This window comes from Aeromonas sp. FL131 (genome assembly GCF_049860615.1).
Taxonomy (GTDB): Bacteria; Pseudomonadota; Gammaproteobacteria; order Enterobacterales; family Aeromonadaceae; genus Aeromonas; species Aeromonas hydrophila.
The window spans coordinates 2,666,740-2,684,888 of sequence record NZ_CP187595.1 but is presented as its reverse complement, the minus strand read 5'-3'; the positions used below and the strand labels follow the sequence as shown (position 1 = coordinate 2,684,888).

General features: G+C 46.7%; 19 protein-coding genes and 2 pseudogenes. 20 read left to right on the top strand and 1 reads right to left on the bottom strand.

The window, feature by feature from the left end:
- Positions 1 to 26: 26 nt before the first annotated feature.
- The 6 genes and pseudogenes from ACPW75_RS12370 to ACPW75_RS12345 all read left to right on the top strand — a co-directional run bounded on the left by ACPW75_RS12370 (position 27) and on the right by ACPW75_RS12345 (position 2,449).
- Entirely contained in the window at positions 27 to 452 is a 426-nt protein-coding gene (locus ACPW75_RS12370; RefSeq protein ID WP_077098354.1) for a DUF2787 family protein, read from the top strand.
- Positions 453 to 462: 10 nt separating this feature from the next.
- The gene (locus ACPW75_RS12365; protein ID WP_077098346.1) at positions 463 to 891 is read left to right on the top strand and encodes a hypothetical protein; all 429 of its coding nucleotides are present in this window, start codon (positions 463 to 465) and stop codon (positions 889 to 891) included.
- A pseudogene (locus tag ACPW75_RS12360) lies at positions 866 to 1,155 on the top strand (hypothetical protein). Before ACPW75_RS12365 ends, ACPW75_RS12360 begins: the two are co-directional and overlap by 26 nt.
- Positions 1,156 to 1,243: 88 nt before the next feature.
- On the top strand, positions 1,244 to 1,741 hold the full coding sequence (radC, locus tag ACPW75_RS12355; RefSeq protein ID WP_059168617.1) for a RadC family protein: 498 nt from the start codon (positions 1,244 to 1,246) through the stop codon (positions 1,739 to 1,741).
- Positions 1,742 to 1,799: 58 nt separating this feature from the next.
- Positions 1,800 to 2,162, top strand: a complete 363-nt coding sequence (locus tag ACPW75_RS12350; RefSeq protein ID WP_077098350.1) for a hypothetical protein — start codon at positions 1,800 to 1,802, stop codon at positions 2,160 to 2,162.
- Entirely contained in the window at positions 2,159 to 2,449 is a 291-nt protein-coding gene (locus tag ACPW75_RS12345) for a hypothetical protein (RefSeq protein WP_077098352.1), read from the top strand. Before ACPW75_RS12350 ends, ACPW75_RS12345 begins: the two co-directional genes overlap by 4 nt.
- A gap of 238 nt (positions 2,450 to 2,687) precedes the next feature.
- Here ACPW75_RS12345 and ACPW75_RS12340 read toward each other — a convergent pair.
- Positions 2,688 to 3,547 (bottom strand): annotated as a pseudogene (locus ACPW75_RS12340) (IS256 family transposase); the annotation flags it as partial.
- Between the two features lie 510 nt (positions 3,548 to 4,057).
- Here ACPW75_RS12340 and rfbB point away from each other — a divergent pair.
- The 14 genes from rfbB (at position 4,058) to rfbC (ACPW75_RS12270) (ending at position 18,143) form a co-directional block, all read left to right on the top strand.
- Positions 4,058 to 5,227 (top strand): dTDP-glucose 4,6-dehydratase, encoded by a 1,170-nt coding sequence (rfbB, locus tag ACPW75_RS12335; RefSeq protein WP_077098329.1) that lies wholly within the window; start codon positions 4,058 to 4,060, stop codon positions 5,225 to 5,227.
- Positions 5,227 to 6,114, top strand: coding sequence for a dTDP-4-dehydrorhamnose reductase (rfbD, locus tag ACPW75_RS12330; RefSeq protein WP_077098331.1), 888 nt, complete (start codon positions 5,227 to 5,229; stop codon positions 6,112 to 6,114). The genes rfbB and rfbD (ACPW75_RS12330) overlap by 1 nt, the downstream gene beginning before the upstream one ends.
- A 304-nt stretch (positions 6,115 to 6,418) precedes the next feature.
- Positions 6,419 to 7,294, top strand: coding sequence for a glucose-1-phosphate thymidylyltransferase RfbA (rfbA, locus tag ACPW75_RS12325; RefSeq protein ID WP_425904312.1), 876 nt, complete (start codon positions 6,419 to 6,421; stop codon positions 7,292 to 7,294).
- A gap of 98 nt (positions 7,295 to 7,392) precedes the next feature.
- On the top strand, positions 7,393 to 7,941 hold the full coding sequence (gene rfbC / locus ACPW75_RS12320; protein WP_077098334.1) for a dTDP-4-dehydrorhamnose 3,5-epimerase: 549 nt from the start codon (positions 7,393 to 7,395) through the stop codon (positions 7,939 to 7,941).
- A 110-nt stretch (positions 7,942 to 8,051) separates the two neighbouring features.
- The gene (locus ACPW75_RS12315) at positions 8,052 to 9,302 is read left to right on the top strand and encodes a flippase (RefSeq protein WP_077098336.1); all 1,251 of its coding nucleotides are present in this window, start codon (positions 8,052 to 8,054) and stop codon (positions 9,300 to 9,302) included.
- Positions 9,299 to 10,198, top strand: a complete 900-nt coding sequence (locus tag ACPW75_RS12310) for a glycosyltransferase family 2 protein (RefSeq protein WP_319874300.1) — start codon at positions 9,299 to 9,301, stop codon at positions 10,196 to 10,198. The genes ACPW75_RS12315 and ACPW75_RS12310 overlap by 4 nt, the downstream gene beginning before the upstream one ends.
- Before the next feature lie 5 nt (positions 10,199 to 10,203).
- Complete coding sequence (locus tag ACPW75_RS12305; protein ID WP_319874299.1) at positions 10,204 to 11,493, top strand: hypothetical protein; 1,290 nt, start codon at positions 10,204 to 10,206, stop codon at positions 11,491 to 11,493.
- Positions 11,494 to 12,057 (top strand): DapH/DapD/GlmU-related protein, encoded by a 564-nt coding sequence (locus tag ACPW75_RS12300; RefSeq protein WP_319874298.1) that lies wholly within the window; start codon positions 11,494 to 11,496, stop codon positions 12,055 to 12,057. It begins immediately after the preceding gene.
- Between the two features lie 13 nt (positions 12,058 to 12,070).
- Complete coding sequence (locus ACPW75_RS12295; RefSeq protein ID WP_319874297.1) at positions 12,071 to 12,994, top strand: glycosyltransferase family 2 protein; 924 nt, start codon at positions 12,071 to 12,073, stop codon at positions 12,992 to 12,994.
- A 9-nt stretch (positions 12,995 to 13,003) separates the two neighbouring features.
- Positions 13,004 to 14,095, top strand: coding sequence for a glycosyltransferase (locus ACPW75_RS12290; RefSeq protein ID WP_077098374.1), 1,092 nt, complete (start codon positions 13,004 to 13,006; stop codon positions 14,093 to 14,095).
- Complete coding sequence (locus ACPW75_RS12285) at positions 14,095 to 15,228, top strand: glycosyltransferase family 4 protein (protein WP_077098372.1); 1,134 nt, start codon at positions 14,095 to 14,097, stop codon at positions 15,226 to 15,228. The genes ACPW75_RS12290 and ACPW75_RS12285 overlap by 1 nt, the downstream gene beginning before the upstream one ends.
- Before the next feature lie 23 nt (positions 15,229 to 15,251).
- Positions 15,252 to 16,523, top strand: a complete 1,272-nt coding sequence (locus ACPW75_RS12280; protein WP_425904311.1) for a sugar transferase — start codon at positions 15,252 to 15,254, stop codon at positions 16,521 to 16,523.
- A 5-nt stretch (positions 16,524 to 16,528) separates the two neighbouring features.
- Positions 16,529 to 17,416: a dTDP-4-dehydrorhamnose reductase gene (gene rfbD / locus ACPW75_RS12275; RefSeq protein ID WP_077095363.1), complete on the top strand. Its 888-nt coding sequence runs from the start codon at positions 16,529 to 16,531 to the stop codon at positions 17,414 to 17,416.
- A gap of 151 nt (positions 17,417 to 17,567) precedes the next feature.
- Complete coding sequence (gene rfbC, locus ACPW75_RS12270; protein ID WP_077095364.1) at positions 17,568 to 18,143, top strand: dTDP-4-dehydrorhamnose 3,5-epimerase; 576 nt, start codon at positions 17,568 to 17,570, stop codon at positions 18,141 to 18,143.
- The last annotated feature ends 6 nt before the right edge of the window (positions 18,144 to 18,149 follow it).

Here is an 18,149-nt window from a genome sequence, read left to right as displayed (position 1 = left end):
ATTCGATATGAAAAGGACACACCATGATGACCATGCCATTTCACTTGGCAGGGATGGCCTTGCCTATTTCGCCTGCGTTGCCTGACTTGCTGCGCAAAGTCGTGCGGAAGCAGCAGCCTGATCTCACCAATCTCTCGATCTTGACCTTTAACTTTCGCAGCCCCGACTACAGTGCCGAAGCGGGTGGCGTCCATCCGGTAGAGCTTCGGCTTATTCGTGAATTACACGGCTGGGTCTTCGATTACATCACCGACTTCAGTTATCAGGGGCTCGGCCAGGATGTCGAGCTCTGCAAGGAGCTCGACTTCAACTTCTCCTGCGACGAGCACTATCTGCAGGGCTGGGGACCACTGCCCAGCGTGGAAGCACGCGAACTGTTCGCCCTGTGGCAGAGCAATTTCATTAGCTACGCCCGGTTGGGGTATTTCACCGTCACGGTCAGCGGGGATTAGGGGGTGTGTGATGACTAACGAACTGCCGCTCTCCCACACCTCACGCCAGTGGCTGGGGCTGGTCGCAGCCAAAGCCAAGCTGCAGCCAACTCGCCGGGGTGAGCGCTGGTTGCTGCACCTGGCCCCTGGTAGCCCGAACGCCCGCACCATCACGCTGCATCTGCGCTGGTCTGGCGTGCAGTGGCAACTGCTCTCCCTTACCAATGCCGAGGACTGGCGCACCATGAGCCAGCCTGTCGATGAAATCTGTGTGGACCCCACGCGGCGCTGTTTCTGGCGCTGCCAAGCAGGTCCCGTTCCGCTCTCGGAACAGCCCCGTATACTGGGGAGCTTTATGAGTGACCTGCAGCGTGCCTGCATCCATCACGACTATCACGTCGAGAGTGACCCCTTATCTCAAGAGGAGGTAAAAGATGCCAAAACAACCGATAGCAGTTGAACTTGAGGCCATCAATCGGGAGGGAGAGGCACAGGTGGTGCGTGACAGTGGCCTGACCGTGCAGGGCTTGCGGGCAGTAGAGGCTGGCGGGCTAGCCCTGGCCACTTGGGTGGCAGATTACGACACGGTGGACCCCGTCTATGAGCTGGCCGGGCGATTAAGCCTAGCGCTGGCTATCCCGCTTAGCGTGTTGGTTCCAGAGTCGCTGATGCGATGAAGAGTGAACCCGCCACCACAGCAGGAGCCATTACCGCAGCCACCTGAACTTCCCCTTCAACGTGCCCCAACCACCTCTCTTTGACCCCGACATGCTGTATGTGCGCCGGGGTTTTGTTTATTTGGAGAACCCCACATGCGTTACCACAAACTCAAGGCCGGGGAATACCCCGGCACCTATGTCGTTACCGAACCGGTGACCGAGCAAGACCTGCTGCATATGGCCAACCAGATTGCCCGTAAGCGCCTTGCCAAAGGTTCAGCTATCACCTCTCACCAGATGGCTGCTCAACGATTGCAAACCCTGCTTCAAGGGCGAGAGCGGGAGACCTTTGCCGTGCTGTTTCTCGATAATCAACATCGCGTCATCGCCCTGGAGGAGCTGTTTCACGGGACCTTGACTGCTGCCAGTGTGCATCCAAGAGAAGTGGTTAAGCGAGCCTTGGCGCTTAACAGTGCGGCCATCCTCTGCACTCACAATCATCCCTCAGGCTACCCGGAGCCAAGCCTTTCGGACAAGCAAATTACGGAAGTGCTGCGCAATGCCCTTGCGCTAGTGGAAGTCCGCCTGCTCGACCACCTGGTGATTGGCGCCGAAGGGGTCGTCTCTCTGGCTGAGCGTGGAATGCTGTAATCCATGTTCCCCCGATTCATCCCTTCTGGACTTACATCAAACATCAAAGGAGCTCAGCATGATTGAGTTCATCGACAGCTTTAGTCAGGCCGCCGTGGCGGAAGCTATGTGTGCACATCCTGGGCTGGCCAAGCTCATCGCCCAGCAGTTGATGCTGCCAGGTTTTGCCTATGCCCACGATATCGAAGGACGGCGTATCGGCGGTCCGCTTGTTGTACCCAACCCGGTGCTGCACAAGACCATGCTCTTTGTCAGTCCCCGTGACATGCGTGAACACCTGCCACGAGAGATTAACTTCGCTCGCTTTCGTTGTCCTTGTAATTCGGCGGGTCAACCGGTCGGCGAGTGGCAACGGGTGATTGTAGGAGCCTACGTCAACCACGGCAGCAATGACGCACCAGATTGGAGTAGCCACACATGAGCAGGACAATTCCTACGGCACCACCAAGGGAGACCGAGGCCGCTATCGCCAGGCTCCGGGCCCATATCGAGGAGTTCATTGCGTTGGAGCTCACCAACAAGCTCAATGTACAGCTGGCTAGCCTAGTGCATTACAGCGTGCTGGACCTGGAGAACTGGGATGGGGCAAATCTGGTCCTGCCGCGCACCTTGACCACTGCACTACTGGAGGCCGCCGAGCGGGTGATTTGGCACAGTCACCGCCGCTGTTATCAGCGAGACATCAACCGTCTCAAGCAATCGCTATAGACAATCATCCCCGCAACTGCACACGACAACCCAATACAGCCCCTCACGCCGAGGGGCTGTTTGCATTTGAAGGAAGCCTAACCATGTATGACTTACGTGATTACAAAACCCTGTCTGCTCGGCAGATAATCGCTGCCATCGGTCAGCTCAATCACAATACCGCGCCGAACAGAATCACCCACCTTGGATTGCGGGCCAGACAGCCGGAGCTATTGTCAAATCTGGTGTATGCAGTCGGTCAGGCAGCGCTCCTGTCTGACTCATCCAGCACCTGTACTCCGTCCTTGAATTTCACGTTATTCACTACCAGCTTCAGCAGCGCAAATCCCTTGAGTCGCTTTCACTTCTTCTGTGCCACTTCAAGCAACTTGTAAACCATCGCCAGCGTGGTCTCCCGAGAGCCACAGTTCCGCGCTCTATTACTTCGTAGCCTGACTGTAGAAAACGTCGACTCTATCGGATTCGTCGTCCGGATATGCACCCAGTGATCCGCCGGAAAATCATAGAACGCCAGCAGCAGCTCCCAGTCTTTTGTCAGTTTCTCCATCTCCTTGGGATGCACTGATTTAGGCAATACGGCCAGCACGTTAGCGGTCTTGTGTACCCAACACCGTTGGTGGACCGTGTCCGGATAGTACTTGGCTAGCGCTCGCCAAAAACCCAGGGCGCCATCATCGACGGCAAGCTTGGTGCCCTTGTCCAGTCCTTTGGCTCGCAGCCCCAGCAAGAGCTCTGTCCAGCTGGACTCAGACTCCCTCAGACCATCCTCGACCGCAACAAGCTTCTTATTGCCATGCTCTGTTACGCCGATGATCACCAGCAAGCAAAGCCGGTCACCCATACGCACGTTGCTGTATATCCCGTCAGCCCAAAAGTACACATACCGCTTCAGGCTCAGGTCCCGCTGGCTCCACTCCCGATGCTCATCCCCCCAGTGCTGTTTCAGGCGGCGGCCGACAACCCCTTGGACTACTCACCGAGCAACGCGACCAGCGCCTCCTGATAGTCCCCAGTGGAAATACCCCGCAGGTACAGTCAGGGCAGCAGCTCTTCTATGTTGCTGAAACGTTTGAGGTAGGGCGGTAGCAGCGAGCTATGCTTCGCGAGAATAATGTGAGCGCTTGTTATCACATAACTCAGTTGTTGTTCATAAGAATCTACTCGTTCTCTATCGAATCTAGGTCGAGACCGCCAATGTCACTCATTATTAACTGTTCATTTCTATAAAAAAAGGGTTAAAATCCGACGTCGAATCGGGCTAAGGCAGTGTATTTTTAGAGGTGTTGCACAAACGCGCCATCTTTGACGTAGTCAGTCGTGATTATGCATAGCCGCTGTCAACGTATAACAAGGCTGGAGGACACGATGATCAACAGCAAGCAAAATCTGGCTAAAAGCAGCAAACTGGGGGCTGTAACCTAGGGGCGGTAGCCATGGCATTACCCCTGTGTTTGCTCAATATATAAGCGCAATCGTTGTGCTGTATAACCTGGATAAAAAAGGTTATTTGTTGCTCCTTAGCGCTAATCAACGGAGCTGCAGCAGCCTGCCATTCCATACCCTCGATACCCAATTCTGTATTCACTCCTCGCAAGAGAACACATATTTATGAAAATTCTCGTTACCGGTGGCGCAGGCTTTATCGGCTCTGCTGTAGTGCGCCATATCATCCGTGATACCCAAGATTCCGTTGTTAACCTCGATAAGCTCACCTATGCCGGCAATCTGGAATCCCTGGCCGATGTATCGTCAAGCGAGCGTTATGCGTTTGAGCAGGTGGATATCTGCAATCGCGCCGAGTTGGATCGGGTGTTTGCCCAGCACCAGCCGGATGCCGTGATGCACCTGGCCGCCGAGAGCCATGTTGATCGTTCCATCACAGGCCCTGCCGATTTCATCGAAACCAATATCGTCGGCACCTACATGCTGCTGGAAGCGGCTCGCGCCTACTGGAACGGTCTGGACGAGGAACGCAAGACAGCCTTCCGTTTCCACCATATTTCCACCGACGAAGTGTATGGCGACCTGCCCCATCCGGATGAAGTGACCCCCGGTGTTGCACTGCCGCTCTTCACCGAAACCACCCCCTATGCCCCCAGCAGCCCCTATTCTGCCTCCAAGGCTTCAAGTGACCATCTGGTGCGCGCCTGGCGCCGTACTTACGGCCTGCCGACCATCGTCACCAACTGCTCCAACAACTACGGTCCTTACCACTTCCCCGAGAAACTGATCCCGCTGGTGATCCTCAACGCCCTGGATGGCAAGCCGCTGCCGGTGTATGGCAAGGGCGACCAGATCCGCGATTGGCTCTATGTGGAAGACCATGCCCGTGCACTCTATGCCGTGGTCACCACTGGCGTGATTGGCGAGACCTACAATATCGGTGGTCACAACGAGAAGCAGAATCTCGAGGTGGTGCACACCATCTGTGATCTGCTCGATGAGATGGTGCCCCTTTCTCCCTCGCCCCTTGGGGGAGAGGGTCGGGGTGAGGGGGCTCAATTCCCTTCTCCCCTTGCGGGAGAAGGGTCAGGGATGAGGGGAAGAAGTTATCGCGATCAGATCACCTATGTCACCGATCGCCCCGGTCATGATCGCCGTTACGCCATCGACGCCAGCAAGATGAGCTCTGAGCTCGCTTGGCAACCGCAAGAGACCTTTGAATCCGGTATTCGCAAAACCGTGCAGTGGTACTTGGATAACCAGCAGTGGGTCAATAACGTCAAGAGCGGCGCTTACCAATCCTGGATCGAGAAAAACTATGGGGAGCGTGCCTGATGCATATTCTGCTGTTTGGCAAAAACGGTCAGGTAGGCTGGGAGCTGCAACGTGCACTGGCACCGCTAGGGCGCATCACTGCAGTTGATTTTGACTCCACTGACTATTGCGGCGATTTCAGCAATCCGGCCGGCGTGGCGGAAATGGTGCGTCTGCTCAAGCCGGATGTGATTGTCAATGCCGCAGCCCACACCGCAGTTGACAAGGCCGAGAGTGAGCGAGAGTTTGCCGAGCTGCTCAACGCGACCAGTGTGGCGGCGATTGCCACAGAAGCGGAAGCATTGGGTGCCTGGTTGGTGCATTACTCCACCGATTATGTGTTCGATGGCAGCGGTGAGCGGCCCTGGGTGGAAACCGATACAACCGCGCCACTCAATGTTTATGGCGAGACCAAGCTGGCGGGCGAACAGGCCGCCGCACGCTGCTCCCGCCATCTGATCTTCCGCACCAGCTGGGTCTATGCCGTCCGTGGCGCCAACTTTGCCAAGACCATGTTGCGCTTTGGCAAGGAGCGCAGCGAGATGTCGGTCATCAACGACCAATTCGGTGCGCCGACTGGGGCCGAATTGCTGGCTGATTGCACGGCCCATGCGATCCGCGCGGCGCAAACCAAACCGGAGGTGGCGGGTCTCTATCATCTGATCGCCTCCGGCACCACCACTTGGTTTGACTATGCCCAGCTGGTGTTTGCCAAAGCCAGAGAAGCCGGCGTTGAACTGGCGGTGACTCGGGTCAATGCCGTCCCGACCAGCGCATTCCCAACGCCGGCCAAGCGCCCACATAACTCCCGCCTGGATACCAGCAAATTCCAGCGCACCTTCAACCTGCGCCTGCCGGACTGGACTGTCGGTGTCGAACGGATGCTGACCGAGATCTTGGGTAAATAAGAACGTGATTACCCATGATCCGCAGCCACTGTGGACAAAGTGCCACATAAAGACTCAAAAGAGTTTGCCCTAGTCTACTTTAACGACCCTTTAGAGGGCAAAAGAGACGACTACCGCCAAACAGAACTCAGTTTTCTGTGAGTTTCACGGCATGGCTGAGCTTAGTGGGTAATCACGAATAAGAAAATATAGGTAGCGTCGGTATACTACCCCACGCTCCAGTAGGGATAAACGCAAAATGAATGTTATTTAAGCGCACTCACTTTGCTGGGTTACATCATTCAAAAATAAGAAATAAAGCACTATGAGCAAACGTAAAGGCATTATTCTGGCCGGTGGCTCCGGCACTCGTCTTTATCCTGTCACCATGGCCGTCAGTAAGCAGCTGCTGCCCATCTATGACAAGCCGATGATCTATTACCCGCTGAGCACCCTGATGTTGGCGGGGATCTGCGATATTTTGATTATCAGCACCCCGCAAGATACTCCTCGCTTCGAGCAGCTGCTGGGAGATGGCAGCCAGTGGGGCTTGAACTTGCAATACAAGGTACAGCCGAGCCCGGATGGGCTGGCGCAGGCCTTTATTCTGGGTGAAGAGTTTATCGGTGATGATGACTGCGCCCTAGTGTTGGGTGACAACATCTTCTACGGCCACGACCTGCAGAAGCAGCTGGAGGCCGCAGCAGGAAAAGAGAGCGGCGCCACCGTATTTGCCTATCACGTGCATGACCCTGAGCGCTATGGGGTTGTTGAGTTTGATAAACAGGGAACGGCTATTTCACTGGAAGAGAAGCCACTGGAGCCCAAGAGCAACTATGCGGTGACGGGGCTCTACTTCTATGACAACAGCGTGGTGGAGATTGCCAAGAGCCTGAAGCCGTCGCCTCGTGGTGAGCTCGAAATTACCGATGTGAATCGCATCTACCTTGAGCAGGGTAACCTGTCGGTCGCCATGATGGGCCGTGGCTATGCCTGGTTGGATACTGGCACTCACGAGAGCATGATTGAAGCGAGCAATTTCATTCAGACCATCGAAACTCGTCAGGGGTTGAAGGTGGCCTGCCCGGAAGAGATTGCCTATCGCCAGAGGTTTATTACTGCCGACCAAGTGCGTGAACTCGCGGCTCCGTTGGCAAAGAATGCTTATGGTCAATATCTACTAAAGATGGTTTGCAAGTGAAAGGGGATTGGTGAATAGCGCATTGGGATTTGTCACTGACGGTTCCCGACTTCCTACTCCCCATTCCCTGCTCCCGAATCCTGATTCCCGAGATCAAAATGAACATCATCGACACTAGAATCCCCGACGTAAAAATTATCGAGCCCAAAGTTTTTGGTGATGAGCGCGGGTTTTTCTTTGAAAGTTTTAACCAGCAGCAATTTGAAGCAGCCATTGGCCGCATGGTGAATTTCGTTCAGGACAATCACTCCAAATCTAGCAGAGGCGTGCTGCGAGGTTTACATTATCAACTCCCCCCTAACGCCCAAGGCAAACTGGTGCGTTGTGTTGCTGGTGAGGTATTTGATGTCGCGGTCGATATTCGCAAAAGTTCCCCCACTTTTGGTCAGTGGGTCGGAGTTCACCTTTCAGCCGAGAATAAACGCCAGCTCTGGATCCCGGAAGGGTTTGCTCATGGGTTTGTGACCTTGAGTGAAACAGCGGAGTTTCTCTACAAGACGACAGAGTATTATGCCCCTCAAAGCGAGGCTAGCATAAAGTGGGATGATGCAGATATCGCCATTGAATGGCCATTTGAATTCCAACCACAGCTATCGCTGAAAGATTTGCAAGGGATTTGTTTAGACAATGCAGTCGCTTTCAATTAAAAAAGACAACAAAAAAATTCAGTCAGTACGTCAATATATCAGTCAATGAATATAACAAAATCATTAATAATGTGACATTCAATAGATGGTAATAATTGGATGAGATTGACATGGACAAAATCATAATAAAAAATATATTTTCATTGTTTAGTATACAGACAGTAAATTATTTACTGCCACTTTTGGTTGTTCCTTATTTAGTCAGGGTGCTAGGGATTGATAATTTTGGTATCTATAGTCTCATACTAGGCATTGTGCAATATTTAGTCATATTGACGGATTATGGATTCAATTTCTCAGCAACTAGAGACGTCGCTCTTAATCGTGATAACAAGAAACATATAGGGAGGGTTTTTTTAAGTGTTTCTATTTGTAAAATATGTTTATTAACACTTTCCATATGCATTATTTTGATTTTAGCAAAATCATATAGTATATATGGTGGTAGCCATGATTTAATATTGGCTCTTTTGTGTGGGATTTCGATTATTATTGGCACGGCGATATTTCCCGTATGGTTGTTTCAAGGATGTGAGAAAATGGTTTTTATAGCGATTAGCAACTTTACTGCTAGGCTAATTGGTACCATTTTAGTGTTTTTTCTTGTCAAGAGTAGTGGGGATATATATATAGCCGTTTTGTTGCAGGGCGGTACTGCGATACTGGCAGGCATGCTTTCTCTTGTATTTGCATTTAAAATGGATTTCCTTTGTATTAACAGGGTTGAAATAAGCGATGTCATTAGGCAATTTAAATTGGGTTGGCACGTATTTATATCTACAATATTTGTTAGTTTATATACGAATAGCATCCCTATTATCCTGGGCTTTACATCAGGGACAGAAAGTGTTGGTGTATTTACAGCGGCGGATAAAATTAGACTCGCCTTGCAAGGTTTTATTGGACCTGTATCTCAAGCATTATATCCTCGTTTAAGCCGACTTATGGGGGAATCGAAAAATAAAGCGAAGCAGTTAATAAAAAAATCCTTTATATATTTCATATTACCACTGTCGATATTCAGTGTGACTATTTTTGTTTTTTCAGAACAGATAGTAAAACTTTTTTATGGGGCTGAAAATCTTCGTGTTTCTGACGTACTTAAAGTATTAATAATAATACCACCAATTGTAGGTATTGGTAATTTGCTAGGGGCGCAGATACTATTGCCTCTGGGAAAAAGCAAAGCCTTTAGCATGACATATATAGTTACAGGCATATTCGGTGGGCTACTAATATACATATTATCGAAGCAGTATGCTGAGTATGGAGTCTCTGTATCGTTACTAGGGATTGAGTTTTTAGTGTCTTTTATTTTTTATATTCAAGTTAGAAAACTAATTTCAAGTGGTGTTTTATGATATATCTTTCAATTTGCATTCCTACAAAAGATAGACTGACGTATCTCCAAGAAACTATCAACTCAATCATCAATGATGGCTGTGATACCTCTGAATATGAAATTGTAATATCAGATAACTCTGATGGAGATGATACGAAAAATTATGCAGTTACACTACAAGCTCAAGGTATTAATATTGTATATTATAAAAATCCAATAAAAGGATTTTATAATTCAATCGAAGCTCTAAAGTTGGGCAATGGGGCTTTGTTAAAACTACACAATGATTATAGTAGTTTCATGTTAGGCCAATTCAGGGGATTTCTTAAACAAGCAAAAGATAATATCAGTCGAAAACCGCTCATTTTTTTTTCTAATGGTACTTTGAAAATTGAGTTAGGAAAAAAGAATTTTACAAGCAAGGACTTATTTATTCGTGCAACCAGCTTTCAAAATACTTGGAGTTCTGGATTTTCTATATGGAAATCTCAATTAGGAAAAATTGAACACGCGCGACAAGATGTTGATGCAATGTTTCCACACACAAGTATTTTTTTGAATGCTTGTGCTGAAGAGTTTGTGATTGATGATCGCATTTATTTTAAAAACATAGCGGTAAAAAACAAGGGGGGGTATAATATCTTTTACAATTTTTGTGTTTTATATTTAGATATGATAAAGGATAAGTTAAATCGTCGTGAAATAACAAAGATCACATATTTGACTATAAAGTATAAGCTTTTTTTACAGTTTGTAGCTCCTTGGTATTATAAGACTATATATACAGAGCAAGGCTATACTTTTGATCCATCCAATGCAAAATATAATATATCATATGCATATGGAAACATAGGCTTTTATCTAATTAGAACACTATGTTTTGTTAATTTGTTTATCAATAAAATTAGAGGCTAGAATATATGGCCGTCACCAATATTGCCATAGGTAATATATTCTATGTTTTTTTTGTTCTTCTTTTGATATTTGGCGGTGCATATAAGACACCTTATGGAGTATTAAGTGTAAGTGTTATCATATTTATTTTGTCTACGGCTAAATTTTTATTTTCGCTAGGAGGTAAGCAAGTATATAAAATTCGTTTTTTTTATCAAAAACACTATTTTCTGTATCAGAGTGTCATTTTAGTATTCTTGTTTTTTTATTCGTTAGTGTTATTTGTTTTTTTTGACGATGGTGATTTTTTATTTATTAGTATGCAACTAAAGCAATTTAGTATAGCTATAATATCCTCGTTAATGTTTTACTACTTGATTGAAAATAAAATCAAAGAAATACATTTTTCCTCGCTGTTATCTGGTGTGTGCAGTTTTTTGATTTTTATGATTGCTTTGTTATATGTTCAAATAACAAACCCGCCATTCCGTATTAGATTTATAGAAATAACTGCGTTAGATGGGCATTGGTTAGAATTTGCGACAAACTCCCTTAGGGGAATAGGTTTACAGGGATTATCAATTTGGGATACATCGCTGGCATTTTCTTTTTTTTGTTTTATAAGTATCGCTGCCTTAAAAAATAGATATTACTTAGTGTTTATTATAATGCAGCCAATGTTACTAACATTAACCGCTTTATCTGGGAGAACCGGGCTTATATATTATTTGGTTTTTCTTACATTGGGTTTGATTGCCATAAAAAAAATTAAAGAATTGATGATGGTAATGGTAATGTCTTTTTTAACTGTCTTTATATTATATGCGAGTGATAATGCCATTATTAATTCTGTTTTGAATTTCGCATTGGAATTGTTTATTAATGTTGCAAATGGTGATGTTGCCTCTGGTTCTACAAATGATTTAATTGACAATCATTTGTTTGTTCCTGAAATAGAAAATGTTATATTAGGGGATAATATATATATAGGTGATGGTGATATATTCGCATCAAAAATTAATAGATCTTCAGATTCTGCATTTGTGATAAATTATGCGGCATATGGGATTGTTGGTGTGTTGGCAACAATTAACTTGGTTTATATTACAGCTAAAATAATATCAGGTTGTTATGGCTTAGATCCTCACGCAAATATGATAATAAGAAGGTTGGTATCGTTTTTTTCTTTCATTATTGCTCTTGGGATATATATAAAAGTTCCTTTGTATGTAAGTGCGACTTTACTTAAATCAATGGTTTTTGTTGCAATTGTCATTGCAAGCATTAATGCAAATAAAATAAAGGTGGTGGTGTAAATGGCAAAAGATAGATTTATTATAAAATTGATGAAAATACCAAATTTTATATCATGTCGCATTAGAAATGTATTTTTTTCTTTAGGCTTTAGGTGTGTAGACCTCAAATTAGGTAAAAATGTATCTTTTACAAATACTAAGCAAGTATTCATTGGAGATTATGTATTTATAGGCAATCAATCTTGGATTGACGCAATTGATTCAGGGGTGATTCGTATTGGTCATCATGTCTCATGCAGTCAAAATGTTCATATCGCCTCAGCATCAATGGTAAGTATAGGGAATGGCTGTTTGATCGGAAGCGATGTACTGATAACAGATCATGATCATTCTTTTTCAAGCGAGTTATTAAATATTATGCCTAAAAATCGGCCTCTCGCCATAAAAGGGGAAACGATCATAGGAGAAAATGTATGGATTGGAGATAATGTTAAAATTCTATCCGGTGTTAAATTGGGGCGAAACGTCGTTGTTGCAGCGAACTCTGTGGTCACTCATTCTTTTCATGATAATGTCGTGATCGCAGGGATTCCGGCTAAAGCCATAAAAACCATAACAGATTGATAAATGGATATGTATGACCGTTGATATTTTGTTAGCTACATATAATGGTGAAAAGTATTTACCAGAACAAATTAACTCTATTCTAAGTCAAAGTTTTTCTAATTTCACTTTATATATAAGAGATGATGGCTCAACAGATTCAACAGTAAATATAATAGAGTCATATTGTTCGATTGACTCAAGAATTAAATTTGTTATTGATGATATAAAGGCTCGTTCGGCAGGGAAAAATTTTTTTGAGTTGATTAAAGTATCCACTGCAGAGTATGTTTTTTTTGCTGATCAAGATGATATTTGGCTGCCTAATAAAATAGAAATATCTCTCTCAAAAATTATTGGAATTCAAGAGCCGTGTTTACTTTATGTAAATGGTCGGGTTGTAAATAAAAACTTAGATGACCTTTCTATAAATGTGTATCCGCCAAATGGATTAGTCGCAAATTTTAATAATATTATGTTTCATAATGGTGGTATACAAGGGTGTGCTCTCGTCGTTAATAAAAGCCTGATAAATTTAGTGCGTAACCAAGGTGATATATATTGGTACATGCATGATCAAGTTCTGACTTTTTATGCGATATCTTATGGTCGGATAATTTTTTTAAATGAAGTGCTTTTTTTATATAGGCAGCATGACAGTAATGTGGTTGGTTACCAAAATAGAGGTTATTTAAAAGCATTTATATCTCTTTTTAAGGATGACACAAAGAGAAGTCCATTACTTCACAAACCTAGTATTGATTTTATTGAAAGTTTCTATTTGGCTGAGCGAACTAAGTTAAAGCCACAAGATGCTTTTGTTTTTGAAATTTTTTTTAAAATCTTATCAAGCAATAAGATGCTTTCTTTTTTTTACATTTTTTATAATGGCTTAACGTTAAAAAACTCAAGGGTTAGATTGTTATTTAAAACTATTTTTTTTAAATTTAAAGATTGAGTTTATCACATGAAAATAATGATGATTATTACCGGGCTAGGCATGGGGGGCGCTGAACGACAGGTATGTGATTTAGTTGATTGCCTTTCTAAATTAGGTCATCAAGTACTGCTAGTTTCATTAACGGGAAGCTCTGTTAATCGCCCTCAATCGATAGCTGTAAAGTTAGTTGAGCTAGAGATGGCTAAAAGTCCATTTGGATTTATCAAGGCCTATCAATCAACACGTCGCTTGATAAATGAATTTAAGCCTGATGTTGTGCACAGCCATATGGTGCATGCAAATATTTTTGCTCGTTTACTAAGGTTGACAACTGACATTCCAAGATTAGTGTGTACCGCACATAATACGAATGAAGGAGGAAGGGGGAGAATACTTGCCTATCGATTGACAGATCGCTTATGTGATATAAGCACTAATGTCAGTCAAGAGGCGGTCGATGCCTTCGTTCAACAAGGAGCTGTTCCTGCTGGACGAATGGTTGCCATACACAATGGCATTGATACTGACCATTTTAGATTTAGTTCTGTTAGCCGAATAAGACTGCATGCTGAGTTGGGATTGGCAGAGGATGTCCCTCTCTTGCTGGCGGTGGGACGTCTCAATGTGCAAAAAGATTATCCTAATCTACTAACGGCATTCTCTGCTTTGCCTTCTTCCTATGAGCTAGCCCGGTTAGCAATTATCGGTGCCGGAGAGGAGGAAGAAAGTCTTAAGGCGAGAGTAATTCAACTAGGTTTAAGTAACCGAGTCCATTTTCTTGGCCTGCGGCGAGATGTTAATGAGTGGATGAGCGCGGCAGATGTATTTGTATTGTCGTCGGCATGGGAGGGATTTGGGCTGGTCGTCGCTGAGGCAATGGCTTGCGAACGAGTCGTAGTGGCAACAGACTGTGGTGGAGTAAAAGAGGTGGTTGGTGATGCAGGCTTTCTTGTTCCGCCAAGAGATAGTCAACTGTTAGCTGATGCGTTAGTCAAGGCGCTCTCATTGCCTATGGCTGAGAAGGATAAGTTGACAAAATTAGCTCGTAGTAGAGTCGTTGGACGCTATTCAATCGATTCAGTTTGTAAAAAATGGCTTTCTATTTATCAGGGTAAATAATGAATGCACATCTCTGCTTGGTTGCCAATACGGCATGGTCTATGTGGAATTTTCGCCGTGGCGTGATGGCCGCGATGCTAAGTGCTGGCTACCGAGTGACGGTTGTAGCGCCTGAGGATGAATCGGCACCCAAAATCAGGGCGCTAGGTTGTGATTTTATCCATCTTGATATGTCGGCGAAAGGGGTAAATCCCGTTGAAGATATTAAGCTGGCGATACGATTAGCAAAAATATATCGCTCGCTCAGTGCTGATTTTATTATTCATTACACTATCAAACCCAATATTTATGGTTCACTGGCTGCTCGTTACTGTAATGTTCCCTCATTAGCTATTACCACAGGACTTGGTTATACCTTCGTCAACGACAATTTAGTTTCTAAAATTGCCAGTTTCCTATATAAGGTGGCATTTCGTTTCCCTAAAGCTATCTGGTTTTTGAATGAAGATGACCGCAGTGAGTTTGTGAAGCGTGGTTTGGTGCCAGAAAATAAGACGATGGTGTTACATGGGGAGGGTGTTGATACTGACTATTTTGCACCGCTGCTAAATCCAAATAATGATGGGAAAATTCGCTTCCTATTAGTTGCCAGAATGCTATGGGATAAGGGTGTGGGGGAGTATGTTGAGGCCGCTCGACATATAAAAGCCAAGTATCCGAATACGATATTTCAATTGTTAGGTGCCTGCGGTGTCGCTAACCCAAGCAATATTGGTCAAGAGCAGATCAATGAGTGGGTTAATGAAGGGGTAGTTGAGTACTTGGGCACAACACAGGATGTTCGTCCCATCATTGCTCAGGCTGACTGTGTTGTTCTTCCCTCATATAGAGAAGGAATTCCACGCACCATGATAGAGGCCGCCGCTATGGCAAAACCTACCATTGTGAGTGATGCACCTGGTTGTCGAGATGTGGTCTTACATGGTGAAACAGGGCTTATGTGTCAAGTAAAAAATGTACAATCTCTTATCTTCAGTTTGGAGGGTTTTATTAATATGGATGTAGAAAAAAGATCTGCGATGGGGGATAGAGCGAGGCAATGGGTTATATCGTCATTCGATGAAAGCATTGTAATTGAAAAATATTTAAAAATGCTTTTTTATTTTGATGTGGCTGGCGAGAAGTCTATTTAAATAGATTAAACCAAGAGGTCTATGTGAGTTATCAACGTCGTCATTCACGCTGGTATGAGCGTGTTATTTTCAGCCCTCCAGCTTTGTTCATCTTAGGGGCCTTGCTTGCAGTCTGCCTACCAGCGATAGAGCGCTGGGGTTGGGGATTTTGGAACTATCTTGATGCGGTCAGGATTAATACTCTGGGTGGAGCCTTTATCGCTTTTCTGCTGACGGGAATGGTGTTGTATCGTTTCTTGCGTTACCCGGGGGCCAGTCCGGTTGCCTATATGATCCCCACGGTGACTACCCTCTACGGTGCGTTGGTTGGGAGCCTCTTCTTCCTGCGCCTGCCTTACAGCCGACAGGTTCCGTTCGAATCATATGTGGTGGCCCTGCTTTGTTGCTGGTTGGCCTACTTTATCGGTCGCCGCTACCGGACCCCCAAGTATGCCTTGTTGCCCTTTGGTGACTACCAGGCCTTGACCAGGCACTCCAGCGTGCAGTGGCGTTTGCTGGACAAACCGGATCTGGGGGCCGTACGTTTTGATGCGGTGGTGGCCGACCTGCGGGATGACAGATTGGCTGGAGAGTGGGAGCGATTCTTGGCTCGCTGCGCTTTGGCACATATTCCTGTCTACCACATCAAGCAGATTAGTGAGGCACTTACCGGTAGAGTGAAGATCGATCATCTACATGAAAACCAGCTTGGTTCCTTACTGCCATCTCCCGTATATGCGCTTATCAAGCGGGGGATGGATATTCTGGCTGCATTGATTGCCATCCCGCTGGTTTCTCCCATTATGCTGATCACTGCCATCCTGATTAAGCTGGAAAGTCCAGGGCCGGTGATGTTTTTGCAGAACAGGGTTGGCAAAGGTAATAAGGATTTTTGTATCTATAAGTTCCGTAGCATGTGCAAGGATTCGGAAAAGGCTGGTGCGCAGTTTGCTCAAGCGGGAGATATGCGTGTAACCCGGGTGGGCAAGGTGATCCGCAAGCTGCGTATCGATGAACTGCCGCAGTTCTTCAACGTACTCAAAGGGGATATGAGCCTGATCGGGCCAAGACCGGAACAACGTACCTTTGTCGATCAATTCGAGCGGGAGATCCCATTCTATATGTATCGCCATATTGTGCGGCCGGGAATTAGCGGTTGGGCGCAAGTGGTACATGGATATGCAGCCGACGCCGACGATACTCGCATTAAAATCGAGCACGATTTTTACTACATCAAGCACTTCTCTCTCTGGTTGGATGTGCTCATCGTGTTCAAGACTATCCGCACAATTCTGACCGGTTTCGGTGCGCGGTAAGCGGGGTGCGGATCTTGCTATTGGGGGCTGGTGGCCAGTTGGGGCAAGCCCTCTCCATCGCGTTGTTGGATGGAAAATCGGATTGGCAACTGATTGCGCCAGATAGAGATGAGTGCAGGCTTGTCGATCACTGCGCATTGATGGCGTTTATTGGCCTAGCTCGGCCTGATGTGATCATCAATGCCGCCGCCTATACCCAAGTCGATCAAGCGGAGAGTGAGCCAGAGTTGGCCTATCAAATCAACGCACAGCCGGTGACGACATTGGCTGAAGCCGCTAGGCGGGTTGGTGCCCTGCTGGTGCACTTTTCTACCGATTATGTCTTCGATGGCGGTGGCGACAGGCCTTGGCGAGAAGAAGACAGGCCGGCTCCTCTTAATGTCTATGGATTGAGCAAGTGGCAAGGAGAGCAGGCCATTCTGGCTAGCGGTTGCCGTCATCTGATCCTGCGCACCAGCTGGTTGCACAGTCCCTATCGGCACAATTTTGTGAAAACCATGCTGCGTTTGGGGCAGGAGCGGGCTTCTCTCTCCGTGGTCTGCGATCAGGTCGGGGCTCCCACCTCCGCAGCCATGCTAGCCAAGGTGACGCTGACCGCTATCGATCAGGCATTGGGTAACCCTGCGTTGGATGGGCTCTATCATGTGACTGCGTCGGGGGAGACCAGTTGGTATGACTTTGCTGGTGTTATTTTTTCCGAGGCGAGAAAGCAGGGGAGTGATCTCAAGATAAGCGAACTCAATGCCGTGCCAACTCACGCCTATCCCTCAGCAGCCAGGCGACCACTTAACTCCCTCCTCGATACGACCAAGTTTCGTGATGTCTTCGGTCTCGAGCTGCCCCACTGGCATAAGGGCGTTGAGGATACGTTGCGCCAGCTTTTGCAGAGGTGATGGCTCGTTACTTATGCTGATGTGCAAGAAAAGAACGTTAGAAGAACCCCTCCCTGGCCCTCCCCTTGGTAAGGGGAGGGTATTTTTTGCTCTTCCTTTACCAAGTGGGGAAGTCGTGTAGGAGGAAGGCCACTATTACAGAGTCGGTTTGATGGAATTTATTTCTCTGGCTATTCCCGATGTGGTGTTAGTCAAGCATCGGCAGTATGCCGACGAGCGTGGCAGCTTTATGGAGCTGTTTCGCCAGCAGGAGTTTGCCGTCCATTGTTATGAGAATGGCGGTGATGTGGGCAGCAATTTCTGTTTTGTGCAGGACAATCTGAGTCGTTCATACCGAGGGGTGCTGCGCGGCTTGCACTATCAAATCGAGCGGCCGCAGGGCAAGCTGGTGCAGGTGATCTCCGGCACCATCTTCGATGTGGCGGTTGACTTGCGACCGGGCAGTGCCAGCCATGGTCAGTGGGTGGGCCAGCATCTTGACGCAGACGAGCCCATGTCCCTCTGGATCCCCCCCGGCTTTGCGCACGGCTTCTATGTAACAAGCGAGGAATCAACGGTACTCTACAAATGTACCGACTATTACTGTCCCGAATATGAGCGGACACTCAATTGGGCTGACCCCGAGTTGGCTATTGCTTGGCCGCTGATGGAAAATATACCCTTGGTCCTGTCTGACAAGGATCGTCAGGCCCCCTTTTATTCACTCTCCAAACTGATTAGGAAATGACCGCTG